Here is an 18740-nt window from a genome sequence, read left to right on the forward strand (position 1 = left end):
TTCGTTCCTTCACTCGGTGCGGTCGTCGTGCTCGGCGCGGGCGGCCTTCTGCTGCTGCGCCACAATCTTGCCCACCAACAGGTCGAGTTTGGTGCCGTTCGGCCACCCGACGTAGTGGCAGAGGAACACCGCGATCTCGTGCAACTGCTCCTCGGTGAGTTCGTCGTTGCGCAGCGCGGCGCCGATCTGGATGCCCGCGGTGTCGATGGCGCCCTGCGCGGTGAGCGCGCCGAGCAGCAACAGCCTGCGGTCCCGTATCGACAGCGCGGTGCGCGACCAGATGTCGGCGAACAGATGGTCGGCGGTGACGGCGAAGTGACTGCCGGGGTAGTCCTGGAATTCGGTGCCGTAGACCTCGGCCATCTTGGCCAGGCCGCGCCGGCGCGTGGTCTCGGCGGAACCGTTGTCGGTCATGCGGATTCCCTTTCGGAGGTCGAAGCGCCGACGCCCAGCCCGGTCCCCAGGTGCGCGCGGGCGAGTTCGGTCAGCGGAAGCGCCACGTCGAGCCGGGCACCGAGCTCGAGCGCGAGCCCGAGGTCCTTCTCGCCGAGATCGCGCACGTGGCGCAGGATGGGTAACCAGAAGTCGCCCTCGGCGATCGGGGCGGTGCGGTCGCGGAGCATGATGGCGCCGGGACCGCCGGTGACGGCGTCGGAGTGGCGGACCACCTTGCCCAGGGTTGTGAGGTCGAGGCCCGCCGCCTCGGCGAGCCGCTGCGCCTCGGTGGCGGCGGTGAAGGCGACGAAATGGAGTATGTTGCGCGCCAGCTTCATTCGCGTTCCGGCACCCACCGGCCCGGCGTGCACGATCAGATCGGCGAAGCAGCCGAACGGCTCGCGCACGGCGGCGTAGGCAGTTTCGCTGCCGCCGATGAGCACCGCGAGCCTGCCCTTCGCCGCGCCGGGCGCACCGCCGCTGATCGGCGCGTCGACGAATTCGACACCGTGCGTGGCGCATTCGGCGGCGAGCTGCTCCGCCGTCTGGTCACTGATCGTCGAGTGCACGGCCACCACGGTGCCCGGCGCGGCGGTGCGCAGCACCCCGTCGGGGCCGGTGAGCACCTCGCGCACCTGATCGTCGTCCACGACCGCCACCGAGATCACGGCGGCCTGCTCGGCGAGTTCGGCCGCGGTCCGGGCCACGGCGGCACCGGCCTCGACATACTGCTGTACCGCCGCCGGACGCACGTCGCAAACCGTCAGTCCACCCGGCCAGGCGAGCAGCCGCCGCGCCATCGGCGCGCCCATGGCGCCCAGCCCGATGAAGCCGATCCGGGGCTGATTCATGACCGGAACACCTGCCCGCCATCGACATTGAAGATCTGCCCGGTGATCCAGCCCGCCTCGTCGGAGAGCAGGAACAGGCACGCGCCGACCAGATCGGCCGGTGTGCCCATGCGCTGGATCGGCAGCCGCTTGACCATCTCCGACACGATCGGCTCCGGCGTGACGGCCTTCGTCGCCGCGGTGTCGATCGGTCCGGGGGCGATGGCGTTGATCCGGATCTTCGAACCGCCGAGCTCGAACGCGAGCTGCTGGGTGAGACCGTTGACGCCGACCTTGGCCAGCCCGTAGAAACTCGAGTACATCCATGCGGCCGTAGACGATTGGTTGACGATCGATCCGCCCTTCTTGCGCATGTGCGGCCAGACGGCCCTGGTCATGGTCAGCGCGCCGTCCATGTTCACGCTCATGAAGGTCTTGTAGTAGTCCCACGGCACGGTCAGCAGGAGGTTGACCTTCATTTCGCCGTAGATCGCCGCGTTGTTGACCAGGTGGTCGATGCCGCCGAACTCCGCGACAGTGAATTCCGCCAGCGCTGCCGCGGATTCGGGATCGGCCACATCGACCTGACCGAAGACCGCCGTGCCGCCGTCGGCGGTGATCTTTTCCGCCGTGGCCCGGCCCGCCTCGGCATTCTTGTCGGCGACAACGACTTTCGCGCCCTCGGTGGCGAGCGCCGCGGCATAGGCCGCGCCGATGCCCTGGGCCGCACCGGTGACGATGACGGACCTTCCCGTGAATCGGGTCATGACTGTGCTCCTTTATCCGGCGGTGGCGATGAGCTTGGTCTCCAGGTACTCCTCGAACCCGGCCACGCCCATCTCGCGGCCGATGCCGGACTGCTTGTAGCCACCGAACGGTGCGTCGGCGGAATACCAGACGCCGCCGTTCACGCTCAGCGTCCCGGTCCGCACCCCCTCGGTGACGCGGCGGATGCGTTCGGGGTCGGTGCCCCACACCGAACCGGACAAGCCGTAGGGGGAGTCGTTCGCGATCCGCACGGCGTCCTCGTCACCGTCGTACGGCAGCACCACCAGGACCGGGCCGAAGATCTCCTCCTGCGCGACAGTGGCCGAATTCGGCACGTCCGCAACGAGTGTCGGCTCGAAGTAGAAGCCGCGTGCGCGGTCCCGCGGCCGGCCGCCGCCGATCACCACGCGGCCGCCCTCGGCGCGCGCGATCTCCAGATAGTGCTCCACGCGTGCCCGCTGCCGCTCGGAGATGAGCGGGCCGCAGACCGTGCGGGGATCGGCCGGATCGCCGGGTCTGATCCCGGCGAGCGTCGCGGCGGCGGCGTCCACCGCCGCGGCGTAGGCGGCGCGCGGCACCAGCAACCGGGTGGTGATGGCGCAGCCCTGTCCGGCGTGCACGCACACCGAAAACGCCGCCACCGCACAGGCGGCCGCGATATCCGCGTCGTCGAGCACGACGAACGCCGATTTGCCGCCCAGCTCCAGAAAAGTCCTCTTCAGTGTCGCCGCGGCGCCGTGCAGCACGGCACGGCCGGTCTGGGTGGAGCCGGTGAAGCTGATCAGGTCCACCAGCGGGTGTTCGGTGAGTCGCGCGCCGAGACCGTGGTCCGCCGACGTCACGATGTTCACCACGCCGGCGGGGATATCGGTCTGCTCCGCGATGATCGCGCCGACCGCCGCGGCGCACCACGGGGTGTCGGGAGCGGGCTTGAGCACCACCGTGTTCCCGGCGGCGAGGGCCGGGCCGAGTTTGGCGAAGACGATCTGGTGCGGGAAGTTCCAGGGGGTGATCGCGCCGACCACGCCGACCGGCTCACGCCGCAGGACCCTGCGGGTCTTGATGCCCATCGGCGCGGCGGCGCCGAGATCGGTTTCCCACGAATATGTTTCGGCCATCGCCGCCGAGTAGGTCAGGTCCGCGATCGGCCCTTCCAGCTGTGGTCCCCGGGTGAACATGGCGGGCGCGCCCGCCTCGGCAATGGTGAGTTCGCGCAGGTCTTCGATTCTGGATTGCAGTGCGGTGCGCAGCTGTTCGAGGCAGTGCGCGCGAAATCCGTGCTCGCGCGACCAGTCGGTCTCGTCGAAGGCGGTGCGGGCCGCGACGACGGCGGCGTCCAGGTCGGCGGCGTTCGCATTGGCGGCCTGCCCGAGGACCTGCTCGGTCGCCGGGTTCACCGTGCTGAAGACCCCGTTACCGCCCGGGACCAGCTTGCCGCCGATCAGCTGCCGTGTCCCGGCCCCGGGCATAAGGCTGTTCATGCATTGCTCCGATGCTGTCTGGACAGGTGTACGGAATATAAGCTGAACCGTCGATCATGGGCAAGAACCCGTTCTATTTCGACCATTCTGCGCGACCCGGTACGGCCGTGTCGCGAAATCTGTGCCGTTCTCGGGCGCGTCGGCGTCTCGGTGCGCAATGGTGGTGGTATTCCAGCGGAACCGTTGTCGGAGGTGGGTGCCGATGGTACTGTCCAGACACATGTCCAGTTATGTGTTTCCGGTGGCTGTGTCGGAGCGTATCGGTCGGGGGAACTTGTTCTCGAATGAGCGGCGGTCTCGATGACTGCCGCCCTGGAACCCTTGACGTTCGACCCGTACGACTACCGCTTCCACGAGGACCCGTACCCGACCTACCGGCGGCTGCGCGCCGAGGCGCCGCTCTACTACAACGCCGACCTGGACTTCTGGGCACTGTCCAGGCACGCCGACGTCACTGCCGGATTCCGGGACAGCGCAAGGCTTTCCAGCGCCAACGGGGTCTCCCTCGACCCGGCCGCCTGGGGTCCGCACGCGCACCGGGTGATGTCGTTCCTGGCGATGGACGATCCGCGGCACCTGCGCATGCGCAGGCTGGTGTACAAGGGCTTCACGCCCAAGCGGGTGGCCGAAATGCAGGGCCGGATCGAGGAATTGACGCTTTCCTACCTCGAGCCGGCATTGGACGCGGGGGCGTTCGACTGGATCGACGAGGTCGCGGGCAAACTGCCGATGGACGTGATCTCCGAGCTGATGGGCGTGCCGGAGATCGACCGCGCCGATATCCGCGGGCTCGCGGATCTGGTGGTGCATCGCGAAGACGGCGTGCTCGATATCCCGCAGGCCTCGATCGAGGCCTCGATCAAGCTGCTCACCTACTACACCGAGATGGTCGCCGAGCGCAGGCGCAAGCCCACCGCCGATCTCACCTCGGCGCTGTTGGACGCCGAAATCGACGGTGACACACTGTCGGACGCGGAGATCATCGGCTTCCTGTTCCTGATGGTGGTGGCGGGCAACGAGACGACGACGAAACTGCTGGGCAACGCGCTGTATTGGGGCGCGCGAAACCCGGGGGAGTACGCGAAGGTCGCGGCGGAACCGGCCCACGTCACGGACTGGGTGGAGGAGACCCTGCGTTACGACACCTCCAGTCAGGTGATCGCCCGCACCGCCACCACCGACCTCGACTATCACGGCGCGACCGTGCCCGCCGGCGCCAAAGTGCTGCTGCTGATCGGCGCGGCCAACCGCGATCCCGCGGTGTTCGCCGACGGCGACAGCTACCGCATCGATCGCGCGGACAAGGGCGGATTGGCCAGTTTCGGTGCCGGCGTGCACTACTGCCTCGGCGCGCACCTGGCCCGGCTGGAAGCCGCGGTCGCGTTGCGCGAGTTCGCGTCCCGCGTGCGGTCGTACACGGTGGACGAGGCCGGTGCGGTGCGGGTGCATTCGTCGAACGTGCGCGGCTTCGCGCAGCTGCCGATCGCGGTGGAGGTGCGGTAGTGGCTCGTTTCGAAGCGCATCCGGTCCGGCGCCCGGCGCTGGTGGCCGGGGCGTCCTCGGGGATCGGCGCGGCCACCGCCGTCGCGCTGGCCGAGCTCGGGCATCCGGTGGCGCTCGGTGCGCGCCGCGCCGACCGGTGCGCGGAACTGGCGGACAAGATCCGGGCCGACGGCGGCGCGGCCTTCGCCCACCCGCTCGACGTCACCGACGCCGCCTCGGTCGACGAATTCGTGCAGGTTGCGGAAGAAGCCCTGGGCCCCATCGAGATCCTGGTCTCCAGCGCGGGCGATATCGAGTTCTCGCCGGTACACGAGATGGATCCGGAGAAATTCCTGCGGCAGGTCCAGGTACATCTGGGCGGTGCGCACCGGCTGGTGCATCGGATGCTGCCCGGAATGCTCGCGCGCCGGCGCGGCGACATCGTCGTGATCAGCTCCGATTGCGCGCCCGAACCGCGCCCGCGCACCGGCGCGTACAGCGCGGCCAAGGCGGGCCTGGAGGCGATGGTCACCCAGCTGCGCATGGAATTGGAGGGCACGGGGGTTCGCGCGTCCCTGGTGCGGCCGGGACCGACCCTCACCGGCATGGGGATGGATTCGACGCCGGAGGTGGTCGGACCGCTGCTCGAGTCCTGGAAAGACTGGGGTTTCGCCCGGCATCCGAACATGCTGCGCCCGCAGCATCTCGCGGCCGCGGTGGCGGCGGTGGTCTCGGCGCCGCGGGGCGCGCACCTGGTGCTCGTCGAGGTGCAGCCGGAAGCGCCGGTGCGCCCGAGAGATGAGGAACGACAGTGAGAGTCGTCGCGGACATGGATCTGTGCCAGGGCCACGCGGTGTGTCAGGACGAGGCGCCGGAAGCCTTCCGGGTTCCCAAACGCGGCAAGGTGGAAATCCTGGCCGACCGCCTGACCGCGGCCGACCGCGCCGAGGTGGAGCGCGCTGTTCGGTATTGCCCGACCCGGGCGCTGTCCATCGAGTCGACGAAAGAGGAGTCGTGATGGCCGGATTCGACCGGGCGGAACTGGACGAGATGGTGCGCCGCTGGCTGCTGGAGAACCGGCGCTGCGAGGAACTGGGCGATTGGCGGCCGCTCGCCGAGATGTACACCGAGGACGCGACCTACGGTTGGAACTACGGCCCCGCACAGGAATTCATGGCGGTCGGCCGCGCCGAGATCCGCGAACTCGCCCTCGGGCAGGAGATGCAGGGCCTCGACGGCTGGACCTATCCGTACCAGGAATTCGTGGTCGACGATCGCAGCGGGACCGTCATCGGCTTCTGGAAACAGGTGTCGGAGGCGAAACGGCCCGATGGACGGCCTTATTCACCCGAAGGCATCGGCGGCAGCTGGTTCCGCTACGGCGGGGACTTCCAATGGTCTTGGCAGCGTGACTTCTTCGACTACGGCAACGTCTCGCAGATGTTCCTGGAGATGATCGGGGACAACGCGCTCACCGAGGGCATGCAGCAGCGCATCCAGCGGTCGGTCGCGGGTCCGCTGCCCGGCTGGTATCGCATCGGCGAAGCTCCGGCGGCCCTGTGGTGAATGCGATGCCGGAGAGCAACTTCGCGCAGCTGACCAGGGCGCAGCTCGCCGTGCTGGTGCCCGAATTGCTGCTGTGCGGGCACCTGATCGATCGATCGGGCATGGCACACACCATCGCGGCCTTCGGCAAGGACGGGATGACCGCCGTCGCCATCGAGGAGTGGCAACTGGCCAGCCCCGTCTACACCCGACGGATGCAACGCGCACTGGGCTTCGCCGGCGAGGATGTGCCGACGATCTTCAAAGGGCTGCAATTGGATATCGGCGCACCGCCGCAATTCATGGATTTCCGGTTCCGCGTCGCGGACAGCGCGCACGGGGAGTTCTGGCTCGACCACTGCGGTGCGCTGATGGACGTGGAGCCGCTGGGCCCCGATTTCGTAGTGGCGATGTGTCATGACATCGAGGATCCGACGTTCGACGCGACCGCGCTGGCCACCAACCCGCACGCGCGGGTGCGGCCGATCCATCGCCCGCCGCGCTCGCCCGCCGACCGGAAACCTATGTGCGCGTGGACGGTCACCATAGATCCCGCGCATACGCCGCCGCCGATACCGCAGCACGCCGAGTTGGTGGCGGGTTCTGCCGCCGCTCGGCTTCCGCTGGCCGAGATCGACCCGGACGAGGAGGGACGCGCGGACTACGCGGGGCCGCTGCTGAGCGATCTGCGCTTCGCCGACTTCTCGAAGTCCGCTCTGGTGCGGCTGGCCGAGGAAGTGTGCCTGCAACATCACCTGCTGACCCTCGGTTTCGTGATCGCCGTGCGCTCCCGGCTCGATCCGGCCGCGGCGACGGCGCTGTGCCGCAAGCAGTTCGCGGGGATCGCCGGGCTCACCGCCGAACGACTACGCCGGGCGCTCGATCTCGGCGACGACGCGGCCGCGCTCGCCACGGTGCTGCGGCTGCACCCGGCCTGGAATCCGGTGGCCTACACCGGCGTGCACGTCGCCGACGCGGAATCCGGTGTGCGTCTTGTGCTTCCCCGCTCCAGCGCCGCGATGTCCGATGGCGTGTGGCCCGCGCTGATCGACGCCGAGCACTTGGCGGCCGTCGAGGCGATCGCGCGCGGAGTGAACCCTCGATATGTCGCGCGCGCAGCCGATGTGACGGCGGACGCGCTGGTCGTCGAGTTCTCCCGGGCCGACCATCCGTTCCGGGAGTCGACCGAGGTCGCACTGACCCGGATCAGCACCGGCGCGGCCTTCGTCTTCGCCGAGCGCGGCACACCCCTGCCGCTGACGGTGGTGTAACCCGTATCGAGAGAGTGAATTGCCGTGGCCCGTAACTTCGCCGACCTGTTCGAGCACGCCGTCGACGCGATGCCCGATCGCGTGGCCCTGCTCGAAGGCGGGCGCAACCGCACCTTCGCCGAGCTGGACGCCCGCGCGAACCAGCTGGCCGCATTCCTGACGTCGGTGGACATCGGGCGGGGCACCCATGTCGGCTTCCAGATGCACAACGGCATCGAGACCATGGAAACGCTGCTGGCCTGCTTCAAGATCCGGGCCGTGCCGATCAACATCAACTACCGCTACGGCGTCGAGGAACTGCACTACGTCTACCGGAACGCGGACCTGCAGGCCCTGGTCTATCACGCGGGCTACGCGCAGGCCGTGCAGCACGCGGCGGCCCGGATTCCCTTGCTGCGCCACCGGATCGTGGTCCCGGACGGTAGCGCGGACGCCGACGCGCCCGTGGACGCCGTGCACTACGCGGACGCGGTGGCCGCGGGCGCGCCCGCCCGGGTCGATCTGGAGCGCAGCGCCGACGACCTGTTCATGATGTACACCGGCGGCACCACCGGCTTGCCGAAAGGCGTGATGTGGCGCCAAGAGGACATGTGGCGGGTGCTCGGCGGCGGGATCGATTTCAATACCGGCGTCCCGGTCGCCGACGAGTACGCACAGTCCAGGGCCGGGGCGCAGGGGGAGCAGAGCCGGTGGCTGGTACTGCCGCCGCTGATCCACGCGGCCGCCATGATGCCGACGTTCACGGCGCTGTGGTCGGGCAACGCGGTGGTGTTCGAACCGCGCTTCGATCCGAATCGGGTGTGGCAGACGGTGGTCCGGGACCGTCCGCAGGTCATGGTGATCACCGGCGACGCGATGGCTCGGCCCTTGCTCGACGCGTATCGGGCGGCTCCGGTCGACGCGTCGAGCCTGCTCGCGGTCGGTTCCGGCGCGGCGTTGCTCTCGCAACCGGTGAAAAACGCCATGCTGGAGCTGTTTCCGTCGCTGGTTGTGACGGATTCGATCGGCTCGTCCGAAACCGGTTTCGGCGGTATCGGTTTCGCGCAGAAGGACGACAACCCGGGGCAGGGACCGCGGGTGCGTACCGGGCGCGGCTCACTCGTGGTCGACGACGACGGGCGGCCGGTGCGGCCGGGCGAGCAGGGGTGGCTGGCGAAGTCCGGCTCGGTGCCGCTGGGCTACTACAAGGATCCGGTGAAGTCCGCGAAGCTGTTCAAGACGGTCGACGGCGCGCGGATCGTGGTCACCGACGACCGGGCGCGGGTCGAGCCCGACGGGACGGTCACGCTGCTCGGGCGCGGCAACATGGTGGTCAACACCGGCGGGGAGAAGGTGTTCGTCGAAGAGGTCGAAGGTGTGCTGAAAGCCTACGCCGGGATCTATGACGCGGTGGTCGTCGGTGTACCGCACCAGCGCTGGGGACGGCAGGTCGCGGCCGTGGTGTCGGTGACGGGACCGCTGGATTTCGCGGCGCTGGACGCGCACGTGCGCCGCCATCTGGCGGGCTACAAGGTGCCCAAGCAGCTCTGGTTGGTCGATGCGGTCGGCCGGACGCCGAGCGGCAAACCCGACTACCACTGGGCGCTGCGCCACACCGAGGAGCATGCGCCCGACCATCGGGCGGACTGAATCGTGTGCCCCGAACCGCCACGACACCAGACAAGAACGTGTTCTAATTCGAGGATCGCACCCGGCCGGACTACTGCGGCGCTTACGCACGTCATGGAGAAGAAGCCCCGATGACCACTGAGACCACCCACACCCCGGCGGCGGCGTTGCCCGCCCGGATCACCGCCGCGTTGATCGAGCGCCTCACCGGCTCGATCGCCGCCGACGGCACCGCCGCGCCGTATCCGATGACGGAGGTCTACACCGGTGCGGCGCTGGGCGAGCTGCCGCAGTCCACGCCCGACGACGTCCGCGTCGCCGGGGTGAGTGCCCGTGCCGCGCAACGGGAATGGGCCGCGCTGCCACTGCGGGATCGGCTGCGGGTGTTCGAGCGGGCGCACGAACTGATCCTGAGCGAGGTCGAGACCATCGCCGATCTGATCCAGATCGGCTGCGGCAAGACCCGCCGGATGGCGGTCGAGGAATCCTGTGACGTGCCGATGGTCATCAGCCACTACCTGAAAACCGCGCGCCGGGTGCTGCGGCCGAAGCGGCGCGGTGGCGCCCTGCCACTGCTCACGACCTCGACCGAGGAGCATCGCCCCAAAGGTCTGGTTGCGGTCATCGCGCCGTGGAACTTCCCCTTCGCCATCGCGCTCTCCGACGCGATGCCCGCGCTGATCGCGGGCAACGGCGTAATCCTCAAGCCGGACAACAAGACCGCGCTCTGCGTGCTGTTCGGCGTGGAGCTGCTGCATCGGGCGGGCCTGCCGCGTGGGCTGGTCCAGGTGGTCTGCGGGGAGGGGCCGGATATCGGGCCGAGCCTGATCGATGCCGTGGATTTCGTGGTGTTCACCGGTTCGACCGCGACCGGCCGGGTGGTGGGTGAGCGTGCCGGGCGCAACCTGATCGGGTGCAGTCTGGAACTGGGCGGCAAGAATCCGATGCTGGTGCTCGAGGACGCGAACCTGGACGAGGCGATCGCCGGCGCGACGTTCGCGGTGTTCGCCAACTCCGGCCAGGCCTGCATGCACATCGAGCGGATCTACGTGCACCGCAGCCGGTACGACGATTTCGTGCGCGGCCTGGTCGCCGCCGCCGCGGCGTTGAACACGAAGATCGGCGCCGCCTACGACTACACACCCGAATTCGGCTCGCTGGTATCGCCCCAGCATCGCGACCGGGTGGCCGCGCACGTCGACGAGGCCCGCGCGAAGGGCGCGACCGTCCTGGTCGGCGGCAAGGCGCGCCCGGACATCGGCCCGGCGTTCTACGAGGCGACTGTGCTCACCGGCGTCACGCCCGAGATGGCGCATGCGACGCAGGAGACATTCGGACCGGTCGTCAGCGTCTATCCGTTCGACGACGAACGGGAGGCCGTCCGGCTCGCCAATGCCACCGACTACGGCTTGAACGCCAGCGTGTGGAGCCGGGACCTGGCCCGCGCCAACCGGATTGCCGCGCAACTGCAAGCGGGCAATATCAACATCAACGACGGTTTCGTGGCGACCTACGCGGCCAAGGCGACGCCGTCGGGCGGGCTCAAGCAGTCCGGTGTCGGCACCCGGCACGGCGATCAAGGGCTGCTCAAATACACCGACACGGTGAACGTCGGTGTGCTCAAACGTCAGGTGCTCGCCGCTCGTGCGGGGCAGCCCTACGAGAAGCAAGTGAAGACGACGCTGATGTCGCTGCGGCTGATGCGCCGAACCAGGCTGCGCTGAGCCGGATCCGGCGCGGTCGAGGGCAGATGCGTTCGGCCGGGCCCGGATTCGGCCGCGGCGCGGTCGGCCGTTGAGGGAGGTACCCATGGTGACGCCTTCGTTGCCCGCCGGATTCGATTTCACCGATCCCGGGCTGTGGGAGCGGCGAAGACCCGTCGAGGAATTCGCGCTGCTGCGCCGGACCGCGCCGGTGTGGTGGAACCCGCAACCGGACGAACAGTCCGGCGGGTTCCGTGACGGCGGCTACTGGGTGGTGAGCACCCTGTACGACGTCAAAGAGATCTCCCGCAATTCGGAGCTGTTCTCCTCCGAACGCAACGGCTCGATCATCCGGCTGCGCGACGACATCACCCCGGAACAGCAGGCCGCGAACGGCGTGCTGCTGATCAACATGGACCCGCCGAAGCATTCGAAATTCCGCAAGATCATCACGAAGGGTTTCACCCCGCGCGCGGTCGAGGGCCTGCGCGCGGCGCTGACCGAACGCGCGCACGCCATCGTGCACGAGGCGCGGAAAACCGGCGGCGGCGACTTCGTCGAACAGGTCGCCTGCGAACTGCCGTTGCAGGCCATCGCCGAATTGCTCGGGGTGCCGCAGGCCGACCGGCGCAAACTCTTCGACTGGTCCAATCAGATGCTCAGCTACGACGACCCCGATTACGGTGATCCCGCGCTCGCCTCCGCCGAAATTCTGGGGTACGCGTGGCACCTGGCCGAGCAGCGGCGGGCGAATCCGGCGGGGGATATCGTGTCCGAACTCGTGCACGCTGATGTCGACGGCGCCGGACTGGGCTCCGACGAATTCGGCTTCTTCGTCATCCTGCTGTCGGTGGCAGGCAATGAAACGACACGCAATGCCATTACGCACGGCATGAAAGCTTTCGTGGACAATCCGGAGCAATGGGAGCTGTATCGGCAGCAGCGGCCGCGCACCGCGCCCGACGAGATCGTGCGCTGGGCCACCCCCGTCAGCTCCTTCCAGCGCACCGCGACGGCGGACACCGAGATCAGTGGCCAGGCGATCCGTCGCGGTGAACGCCTCGGGCTGTTCTACGGCTCGGCCAACTTCGACGAGGCGGCGTTCACCGATCCGTTCACCTTCGACGTGCTGCGGGACCCGAATCCACATGTCGGCTTCGGCGGCACCGGCGCGCACTATTGCGTGGGCGCCAACCTGGCCCGGCTGGAAATCGACTTGATGTTCAACGCCATCGCCGACGCGATGCCCGAGATCACCCAGGTCGCCGATCCGGTACGGTTGCGGTCGGGGTGGATCAACGGAATCAAGAATTGGCAGGTCCGATACGAATGACTCTTCGAGACGTACCGTTGCAGACGCTGAACGGTGAGGCGACCACACTGGCCGAACTGGCCGGGGACAAGGTGGTGCTGCTGGTCAACGTGGCATCCAAATGCGGGCTGACCCCGCAGTATTCCGGGCTGGTCGAGTTGCAGCAGACCTATGCGCCGCGCGGTTTCACGGTGATCGGCGTGCCGTGTAATCAGTTCATGGGTCAGGAGCCCGGTACGGCCGCGGAGATCCAGGAATTCTGCTCGACCACCTACGGGGTCGATTTCCCGCTGCTGGCCAAGGCCGACGTGAAAGGCGAGCAGCAGCACCCGCTCTACGAGACGCTGGTGCAGACCGCCGATGCCGAGGGCGCGGCGGGCGAGGTGCAGTGGAACTTCGAGAAGTTCCTGATCGATCGGGACGGCAAGGTGGCGGGCCGGTTCCGGCCGACCGTCACTCCGGACGCTCCCGCGCTCGTCGCGGGCATCGAATCCTTGCTCTGAGTGCATTGTTCGAGGCCCGGCCGCGCACGCCGCGCGACCGGGCCTCGAATCATGTTCGGGGGCGGTGGTTTCAGCGCGAGCGGCGGCGATAGCGCACGGTGCAGGGTTGCAGCAGCTGCACGACCATCTTGCTGTGGTCGTTGCGGTAGCTGTCCGAAGGCTGCGCCATCTCGAACTCCCAGTCCCGCAGCAGGATCGAGAAGATCGCCTTCAGCTGCATGAGCGCGAACGCCGCGCCGACACAGCGATGCCGCCCGGCCCCGAACGGAATCCAGGTCCACCGATTGACGATGTCCTCCTGCCGGGGATCCAGGTAGCGGGCCGGATCGAACAGGTCCGGCTGCGGGAAGTCGGCCGCGATGCGGTTGGACACCGCGGGTGTGGCGGCCACCAGATCGCCGGGTGCGATGCGATGCCCGCACACGTCGAAGTCCGCGCGGGCCACCCGCATCAGCACGATGAGCGGCGGATGCAGGCGCAACGCCTCCTTGACGACCGCCTCGAGCTGCGGAATACGGCGCAGTGCACCGAAACTGATATCGGCGCCGTCGGCGTACAGCTCGTCGAGTTCGGTGACCACCCGGCGCAGCCAGTCGGGGTGACGCAACAGCTCGATCACCGTCCACGCGGCGGTGCCCGAGGTGGTGTGGTGGCCCGCGAACATCATCGAGATGAACATGCCGGTGATCTCCCCGGCGCCGAAGCGGGGCGCGCCGTGTTCGTCCCTGATCGAGATCAGCACGTCGAGCATGTCGCGGTCTTCCTTGCCCGCAGGCGGATTCGCGGCGCGGCGGTCCATGATCTGCTGCACCAGTGCTACGAGTTCGACGCGCGCCGCATCGCGCCGCCGGAAGCTCTCGATCGGCGCGTATGGATCGACGTATGCCAGCGCGTCGGTGCCGCGTTCGAGATCGTGGTAGAGCCGGGCGAATCGCTCGTCGAGTTCGTCGCGGAACTTGGGGCCGATCAGGCACGCCGAGGAGGTGTAGATGGTCAGTTCGGCGAAGAAGTCGAGCAGGTCGATCTCGCCGGATTCACCCCAGCCCGTGAGCATTCGGGCTACTTCCCGCGCGATGGTGGCGGCGTGCCCGCGCATCTGCTCGCCCCGCAGGGCCTGATTGTGCAGCATTTCCTTGCGCCGTTCCGGCGGCGCGTCGAACACGACGCCCTCGCCGAAGATCGGCTTCATGAACGGATACGCCGCGGCCTGGTCGAGTTCGTCGTCGCCGGCCCGGAAGAAGAACTCGTTGGCCAGGGCTCCCGACAGCAGGATCACCCGGCGCCCGGCCAGGTCGAACACCCCGACGTCGCCGCACTCGGAGCGCACCCGCCGCATCAAACCGATCGGATCGGTCCGGAACTCGTCGAGATGACCGTGCTCGCCCTGCCCACCCGAGACCCGTTGCGGAGTAATGAGACTCATGGGAACCCTCCGAAGCGCATGGCCCGCTATTCATGTGGACACCTGTCTGGACAGTACTACGACCGTCGGGTGCCGACAAGACTGTGCGTCAACCGCGACGGGTGAGGGGAGCGCGCAGGCCGAGGTGGTGACGCAGTGTGGTGCCCGTGTATTCAGTGCGATAGACGCCGCGTTCCTGTAGTTCCGGCACCAGCCAGTCGACGATCTCGTCGAGCCCGCCAGGGACCAGGTAGGGCGAGATGTTGAAGCCGTCCACGGCACCCTGTCGGACCCAGTGCGCCAGTTTGTCGGCCACCTGCGTGGGCGTGCCCGCGAAACCCGAACGCTCGGTGGACGCAATGACCACCGCTCGCAGCGAGAGGTTTTCGGCTTCCGCGCGAGCGCGCCATTCGCGCGCGATGCTTTGCGGGTCTTGGCCGTGCCGGGGCGCGCCGCGGGTCTCCGAGATGGGGCGTGGTTGCGGATCTTCCTTCGGCAGCGGGCCGTCCGGGTCCAGGTGCGAGAGGTCCCGGCCCCACACTTGACCGGCCAGTGACAGTGCGGTCTGCCCGGTGTATTGGCCGTCCTTGACCCAGCGGACCTTCTCCTCGACCTCGGATTCCTTCTCCGCCAGCACGATCTGGGTGCCGGGCAGGATCTTGATATCGTCCTCCGGCCTGCCCGCGGTGCGCAGCCGGGCGCGGATATCGTTCGCGAAGGCGAGCGCGTCGTCGAAATGGGTGCCGTGCCTGGAGAAGATGACGTCGGCATGGGCGGCGGTGAAGTCCCGCCCGGTCGCGGAATCGCCTGCCTGGAAGATCACGGGATGCCCCTGCGGGCTGCGCGGCAGGGTGGGTGTGATCGAGACGCGGAAATGATCGGTGGACCGTTCGACCAGGTGCACCGCGTCCGTCGCCGCCCAGCCGGGGCTCTGCGGTGACGTGGCGATCGCGCCGTCGCGCCAGGAATCCCAGATCGCCCGGGCGGCGGCGAGGAACTCACCCGCCCGCTCGTAGCGCAGTGCGTGGTCGAGATAGCCACCGCGCCGGAAGTTTTCGCCGGTCCACGCGTTGTCGGTGGTGACCGCGTTCCATCCGGCGCGACCGCCGGAGATCAAGTCCAGTCCGCTGAGCCGCCGCGCGAGATCGGCGGGTTCGTTGTAGGTGGTGTTCTGCGTGGTGACCAGGCCGATATGCCTGGTGACACCCGCCAGCGCGGCCAGCTGTGTGATCGCGTCCGGCCGGCCCGCGATGTCGAGTTCCAGGATCCGGCCGTCCTGTTCGCGCAGGCGCAGGCCCTCGCCGAGGAAGAACGCGTCGAACAGCCCGCGCTCGGCGGTCTGCGCGACCCGGCGGAAGGTCTCGAAGTCGATCTGGGAACCGCTGGCCGGATCGGACCAGATGGTGGTGTGGTTGACGCCCTGGAAGAACACACCGAAGTGGACCTGGGCGTCCGGGCGCGGCGGGACTGTCATCGCGTTGGTTCCTGTCTATTTCGTCGCGGCGTAGCGGTTGACCGGGCGACCCAGCCCGAGGTTGGTGCGCAGGGTCGAGCCGGGGACCGGCCGATGCGCGACACCGGTCCGCAACAGTGCCGGCAGCACCTGCCGGGCGAGCACCGGCAGGTCTTCGTCGATGACCGCCGGGTGCAGGCGCACGCCGTCCAGATGGCCGCTGAGATGGGTGAGCAGCTCGACCAGCGCCGCCGCGGAACCGGAAAAGGCCAGTCGGGCAGGGGAACTGGACGGCGCGGCGCCGAAGCGCTGCTCGGCCGTCGCGGTGGGAGTGTCCAGGGTGACGTCGATTTCGGCGAAGGACAGTGGTGTGCCTGCCGACCGTGACCGCTGCGCCGCATCGATCGCGGCCGCGACGGAATCGGCGGCGAGCAGCCGCACGTCCACCTCGCCGTCCGCGCCGAAGACCACCGGTTGCCCCTGCGGCGGTCGCGGCACGATCGCCGGACCTTTCACCGAGAAGGTCGCGCCGCGAAAGTCGATGTAGTGCAGCCTGTTCCGGTCCAGGAAGCGGCCGTTCGGGTAGTCGCGGATCACCGCGTCGTCCTCCCAGGAGTCCCAGAGTCGTCGCACGACCTCGATGGAATCCTGTTGCTCCCTGGCCAATTCGGCGGCGCCGGTTACCTGAGCGCGCCCCCACGCGCGTGCGGCGCGGGGGTCGTCGACGCCTTCGGCGATCCAGCCCGCCCGGCCGCGGGAGGCGTAATCGAGCGTGGCGATCTGCGACGAGGTGTGGAACGGCTCGGCATAGGTGGTGGCGACGGTGGGCACCAGGCCGATCGTGCTGGTGGTCGCGGCCACGAACGACGCGCGGGTGACTGCGTCGATCCGGCCCGCGACCTGCTCGGGCGGCAGGATGGAGTCCGCGAAGGTCGCCAGGGTGAAGCCCGCGTTCTCGGCGGTGGCGACCCGCTCGCGGACCGTATCGCCGGTGAGCAGCCGATCCGGCGTGTGCGCGGCGTGACGCCACGCCTCGGGATGGAAACCTTCGCCGTCGAGTTCTACGCCGAGCGCGAAAACGCCCATCCGGCACCTACTTCCATCTCCGAGAATTCCGCCGCCGCCCGGTGGCCGGGGCGAAGCAGCCCCCTCGAGCTTGCTGCCGCCGCCCGCCGGGCGCGATGGTTTGCCTCGCCCTGATTCGAAGGATGACCGCACGAATCCCGGGTCCGCGGCACGAATCCCAGGCCCGCGGCACGAATCCCGGGTCCGCCGTGCAGATCCCGGGATGCGCACCCGCTCCTACCGGGCCGCGCGGACGGACAGCGCCGCGGCGACGAGCACCGTGACGCCCTCCGCGATTGCGGTGCCACCGAGCGCGTGCGCCGCGGACAGTGTGGTGCTACCGGCCAGCCCGAGGAACAGGGTGCCGAACGTGGCGATGCCGACCACGATGCCGAGCTGCACGTTGGTCACCAGGATGCCGCTGGCATCCGCGGCCAGCCGCATCGGGACTTTCGCCAGGGTCTTGGTCATCAGCGGGCTGAATGCGAGCCCGTTGCCGACGCCGCACACCCCGAGCAGCACCAACGCGAGCACCCCGACGTCGGCGCCGTCGCGCAGCAGCGCGCCCACCGTGACCATGCTCGCCGCGGCAAGCACGAGACCGGCCGGAATCATGGCCGCGTGCCAGCGATGCGGGATCCGTTCCCAGTTGAGGCCGGTGATCGCGAATGTCACGCCCATGGGAATGAACAGCAGGCCGGCGTGCAGCGCGCTGTAGCCGAGGGTGCTCTGCAGGTGGATGGCCATGACGAACATCCAGCCGCCGAAGGTCGCCATGATCACGAACAAGGTCGCGGCGGCCAGCAGCAGGCCCGGCGCGGCCAGCACCCGGTGGGAGAACAGGGGTTCCGCGCCGCGGCGTGCGACGGCCCGCTCGATACCGGCGAAGGCCGCGAAACCGAACACGCAGGCGCCCAGCGAGATCCAGGACCACAGCGGCCAATCCAGCTCCCGGCCGAGTACCAGCGGCAGCACCAGGGCGAGGACCGCGGCGGTGAGCATGCCGAGCCCGGCCAGGTCGAGCTTGCGGTCGAAACGCTCGGTCACGGTCGGCAGGATGCGCGGCGCCACCACCAGCAGCAGCACGCCGATGGGCACGTTCACCAGGAACACGCCGCGCCAACTACTGCCCAGCACATCGGCATTTACGATGAGCCCGCCGAGCACCTGGCCGGCGACCATGCCGCCAGAGATGATCGCGGAGTACACGCTGAGCGCCTTGGCGCGGGCGTTGCCGGTGAAGTTGCGCTGGATGAGCGTCATGATCTGCGGCACCATCGCCGCCGCGCCCACGCCCTGCGCGAACCGGAAGACGATGAGCGACACCTCGTTCCAGGCCAGCCCGCAGACGAGCGAGGCGAGGGTGAAGACCGCGAGCCCGGCGATGAACATGCGGCGCTGGCTGAATCGATCACCGAGGCGTGCCCCGGTCACCAGCAGCACGGCGTAGGAGATGACGTACCCGGCGACGATCAATTGCAGCGCGGCGCCGGAGGTGTGCAGCGAACTGCGAATGGACGGAATCGCGACATTGACGATGGAGGCGTCGAGCACCGCCATGAACTGCCCGGTCAGGATCACGGCGAGCATGGCGAGGGTGCGCCGCGCACCGTACGCGGCAGGTGGGGCAGCCGGAGGTGAAGCGGCAGCGGGGGACGCTGCCGAATCCGGCGACAGGATCTGGGTCATGGCTTTGATCTTGCGGTCCCGGCGGCACGGGTAACAGGAGCCCGATAACACTGGTATCGGCAACACCCGGATAACCGATCGGTCCGTATAGTCCGAATTTCGCTACATTATTCCGGCTGCTGTGGGAAATGCCACTGGAGTTATCGGTGGTGGACGGGGTTCGGCGGAATACTTAGATAGGCTAACGTGTTTT

Annotated in this window: 17 protein-coding genes; 9 read left to right on the forward strand and 8 right to left on the reverse strand. The window is 68.5% G+C overall.

Translation table 11 applies throughout. The annotated features are described in order from the left end of the window. Window positions 1-9 precede the first annotated feature (9 nt). Genes O3I_RS20300 through O3I_RS20315 form a run of 4 tightly spaced genes read right to left on the reverse strand, consistent with a single transcriptional unit; the run spans window position 10 to window position 3514 of the window. Complete coding sequence (locus tag O3I_RS20300) at window positions 10-414, reverse strand: carboxymuconolactone decarboxylase family protein (RefSeq protein WP_014984842.1); 405 nt, start codon at window positions 412-414, stop codon at window positions 10-12. Next, window positions 411-1286, reverse strand: coding sequence for an NAD(P)-dependent oxidoreductase (locus O3I_RS20305; RefSeq protein ID WP_014984843.1), 876 nt, complete (start codon window positions 1284-1286; stop codon window positions 411-413). The genes O3I_RS20300 and O3I_RS20305 overlap by 4 nt, the downstream gene beginning before the upstream one ends. Continuing rightward, window positions 1283-2032, reverse strand: a complete 750-nt coding sequence (locus O3I_RS20310; protein ID WP_014984844.1) for an SDR family oxidoreductase — start codon at window positions 2030-2032, stop codon at window positions 1283-1285. Before O3I_RS20310 ends, O3I_RS20305 begins: the two co-directional genes overlap by 4 nt. A 12-nt stretch (window positions 2033-2044) precedes the next feature. After that, window positions 2045-3514, reverse strand: coding sequence for an aldehyde dehydrogenase (locus O3I_RS20315; RefSeq protein ID WP_041562735.1), 1470 nt, complete (start codon window positions 3512-3514; stop codon window positions 2045-2047). Window positions 3515-3814: 300 nt separating this feature from the next. On the opposite strand from O3I_RS20315, the gene O3I_RS20320 reads away from it, so the two are divergent. The 9 genes from O3I_RS20320 to O3I_RS20360 all read left to right on the forward strand — a co-directional run bounded on the left by O3I_RS20320 (window position 3815) and on the right by O3I_RS20360 (window position 12938). Continuing rightward, window positions 3815-5017, forward strand: a complete 1203-nt coding sequence (locus O3I_RS20320; protein ID WP_014984846.1) for a cytochrome P450 — start codon at window positions 3815-3817, stop codon at window positions 5015-5017. Further along, the gene (locus O3I_RS20325) at window positions 5017-5811 is read left to right on the forward strand and encodes an SDR family oxidoreductase (RefSeq protein ID WP_014984847.1); all 795 of its coding nucleotides are present in this window, start codon (window positions 5017-5019) and stop codon (window positions 5809-5811) included. The genes O3I_RS20320 and O3I_RS20325 overlap by 1 nt, the downstream gene beginning before the upstream one ends. After that, window positions 5808-6014 (forward strand): ferredoxin, encoded by a 207-nt coding sequence (locus tag O3I_RS20330; protein ID WP_014984848.1) that lies wholly within the window; start codon window positions 5808-5810, stop codon window positions 6012-6014. The genes O3I_RS20325 and O3I_RS20330 overlap by 4 nt, the downstream gene beginning before the upstream one ends. Beyond that, window positions 6014-6562, forward strand: a complete 549-nt coding sequence (locus O3I_RS20335; protein WP_014984849.1) for a hypothetical protein — start codon at window positions 6014-6016, stop codon at window positions 6560-6562. Before O3I_RS20330 ends, O3I_RS20335 begins: the two co-directional genes overlap by 1 nt. A gap of 5 nt (window positions 6563-6567) precedes the next feature. After that, entirely contained in the window at window positions 6568-7812 is a 1245-nt protein-coding gene (locus tag O3I_RS20340; RefSeq protein ID WP_041564068.1) for a hypothetical protein, read from the forward strand. A gap of 24 nt (window positions 7813-7836) precedes the next feature. After that, a complete protein-coding gene (locus O3I_RS20345) occupies window positions 7837-9441 on the forward strand; it encodes an acyl-CoA synthetase (protein ID WP_014984851.1) in 1605 nt (534 codons plus the stop codon). A gap of 110 nt (window positions 9442-9551) precedes the next feature. Continuing rightward, window positions 9552-11144 carry a succinic semialdehyde dehydrogenase gene (locus tag O3I_RS20350; RefSeq protein WP_014984852.1) on the forward strand — a complete coding sequence of 531 codons (1593 nt, stop codon included), beginning with the start codon at window positions 9552-9554 and terminating at the stop codon, window positions 11142-11144. A gap of 85 nt (window positions 11145-11229) precedes the next feature. Then, window positions 11230-12456 carry a cytochrome P450 gene (locus tag O3I_RS20355; RefSeq protein WP_014984853.1) on the forward strand — a complete coding sequence of 409 codons (1227 nt, stop codon included), beginning with the start codon at window positions 11230-11232 and terminating at the stop codon, window positions 12454-12456. Further along, the gene (locus O3I_RS20360; RefSeq protein ID WP_014984854.1) at window positions 12453-12938 is read left to right on the forward strand and encodes a glutathione peroxidase; all 486 of its coding nucleotides are present in this window, start codon (window positions 12453-12455) and stop codon (window positions 12936-12938) included. The genes O3I_RS20355 and O3I_RS20360 overlap by 4 nt, the downstream gene beginning before the upstream one ends. Window positions 12939-13008: 70 nt before the next feature. Here O3I_RS20360 and O3I_RS20365 read toward each other — a convergent pair whose 3' ends face one another. From O3I_RS20365 to O3I_RS20380, 4 genes are all read right to left on the reverse strand, one after another. Further along, window positions 13009-14361 carry a cytochrome P450 gene (locus tag O3I_RS20365; protein ID WP_014984855.1) on the reverse strand — a complete coding sequence of 451 codons (1353 nt, stop codon included), beginning with the start codon at window positions 14359-14361 and terminating at the stop codon, window positions 13009-13011. Window positions 14362-14449: 88 nt separating this feature from the next. Beyond that, window positions 14450-15814 carry an NtaA/DmoA family FMN-dependent monooxygenase gene (locus tag O3I_RS20370; RefSeq protein WP_014984856.1) on the reverse strand — a complete coding sequence of 455 codons (1365 nt, stop codon included), beginning with the start codon at window positions 15812-15814 and terminating at the stop codon, window positions 14450-14452. A 15-nt stretch (window positions 15815-15829) separates the two neighbouring features. After that, the gene (locus O3I_RS20375) at window positions 15830-16879 is read right to left on the reverse strand and encodes an LLM class flavin-dependent oxidoreductase (protein WP_014984857.1); all 1050 of its coding nucleotides are present in this window, start codon (window positions 16877-16879) and stop codon (window positions 15830-15832) included. A 216-nt stretch (window positions 16880-17095) separates the two neighbouring features. Then, window positions 17096-18547 carry an MFS transporter gene (locus tag O3I_RS20380; RefSeq protein ID WP_141691944.1) on the reverse strand — a complete coding sequence of 484 codons (1452 nt, stop codon included), beginning with the start codon at window positions 18545-18547 and terminating at the stop codon, window positions 17096-17098. Window positions 18548-18740: the final 193 nt, after the last annotated feature.

The sequence above is a fragment of the Nocardia brasiliensis ATCC 700358 genome, assembly GCF_000250675.2.
Classification (GTDB): Bacteria; Actinomycetota; Actinomycetes; order Mycobacteriales; family Mycobacteriaceae; genus Nocardia; species Nocardia brasiliensis_B.

Bases quoted from the DNA above. Each gene is read 5' to 3' on its own strand.
- O3I_RS20310 (WP_014984844.1), bottom strand. From the start codon at position 2,032: ATGACCCGATTCACGGGAAGGTCCGTCATCGTCACCGGTGCGGCCCAG.
- O3I_RS20335 (WP_014984849.1), top strand. From the start codon at position 6,014: ATGGCCGGATTCGACCGGGCGGAACTGGACGAGATGGTGCGCCGCTGG.
- O3I_RS20340 (WP_041564068.1), top strand. From the start codon at position 6,568: ATGCCGGAGAGCAACTTCGCGCAGCTGACCAGGGCGCAGCTCGCCGTG.
- O3I_RS20320 (WP_014984846.1), top strand. From the start codon at position 3,815: ATGACTGCCGCCCTGGAACCCTTGACGTTCGACCCGTACGACTACCGC.
- O3I_RS20370 (WP_014984856.1), bottom strand. From the start codon at position 15,814: ATGACAGTCCCGCCGCGCCCGGACGCCCAGGTCCACTTCGGTGTGTTC.
- O3I_RS20380 (WP_141691944.1), bottom strand. From the start codon at position 18,547: ATGACCCAGATCCTGTCGCCGGATTCGGCAGCGTCCCCCGCTGCCGCT.
- O3I_RS20315 (WP_041562735.1), bottom strand. From the start codon at position 3,514: ATGAACAGCCTTATGCCCGGGGCCGGGACACGGCAGCTGATCGGCGGC.
- O3I_RS20300 (WP_014984842.1), bottom strand. From the start codon at position 414: ATGACCGACAACGGTTCCGCCGAGACCACGCGCCGGCGCGGCCTGGCC.
- O3I_RS20355 (WP_014984853.1), top strand. From the start codon at position 11,230: ATGGTGACGCCTTCGTTGCCCGCCGGATTCGATTTCACCGATCCCGGG.
- O3I_RS20375 (WP_014984857.1), bottom strand. From the start codon at position 16,879: ATGGGCGTTTTCGCGCTCGGCGTAGAACTCGACGGCGAAGGTTTCCAT.
- O3I_RS20365 (WP_014984855.1), bottom strand. From the start codon at position 14,361: ATGAGTCTCATTACTCCGCAACGGGTCTCGGGTGGGCAGGGCGAGCAC.
- O3I_RS20305 (WP_014984843.1), bottom strand. From the start codon at position 1,286: ATGAATCAGCCCCGGATCGGCTTCATCGGGCTGGGCGCCATGGGCGCG.
- O3I_RS20360 (WP_014984854.1), top strand. From the start codon at position 12,453: ATGACTCTTCGAGACGTACCGTTGCAGACGCTGAACGGTGAGGCGACC.
- O3I_RS20350 (WP_014984852.1), top strand. From the start codon at position 9,552: ATGACCACTGAGACCACCCACACCCCGGCGGCGGCGTTGCCCGCCCGG.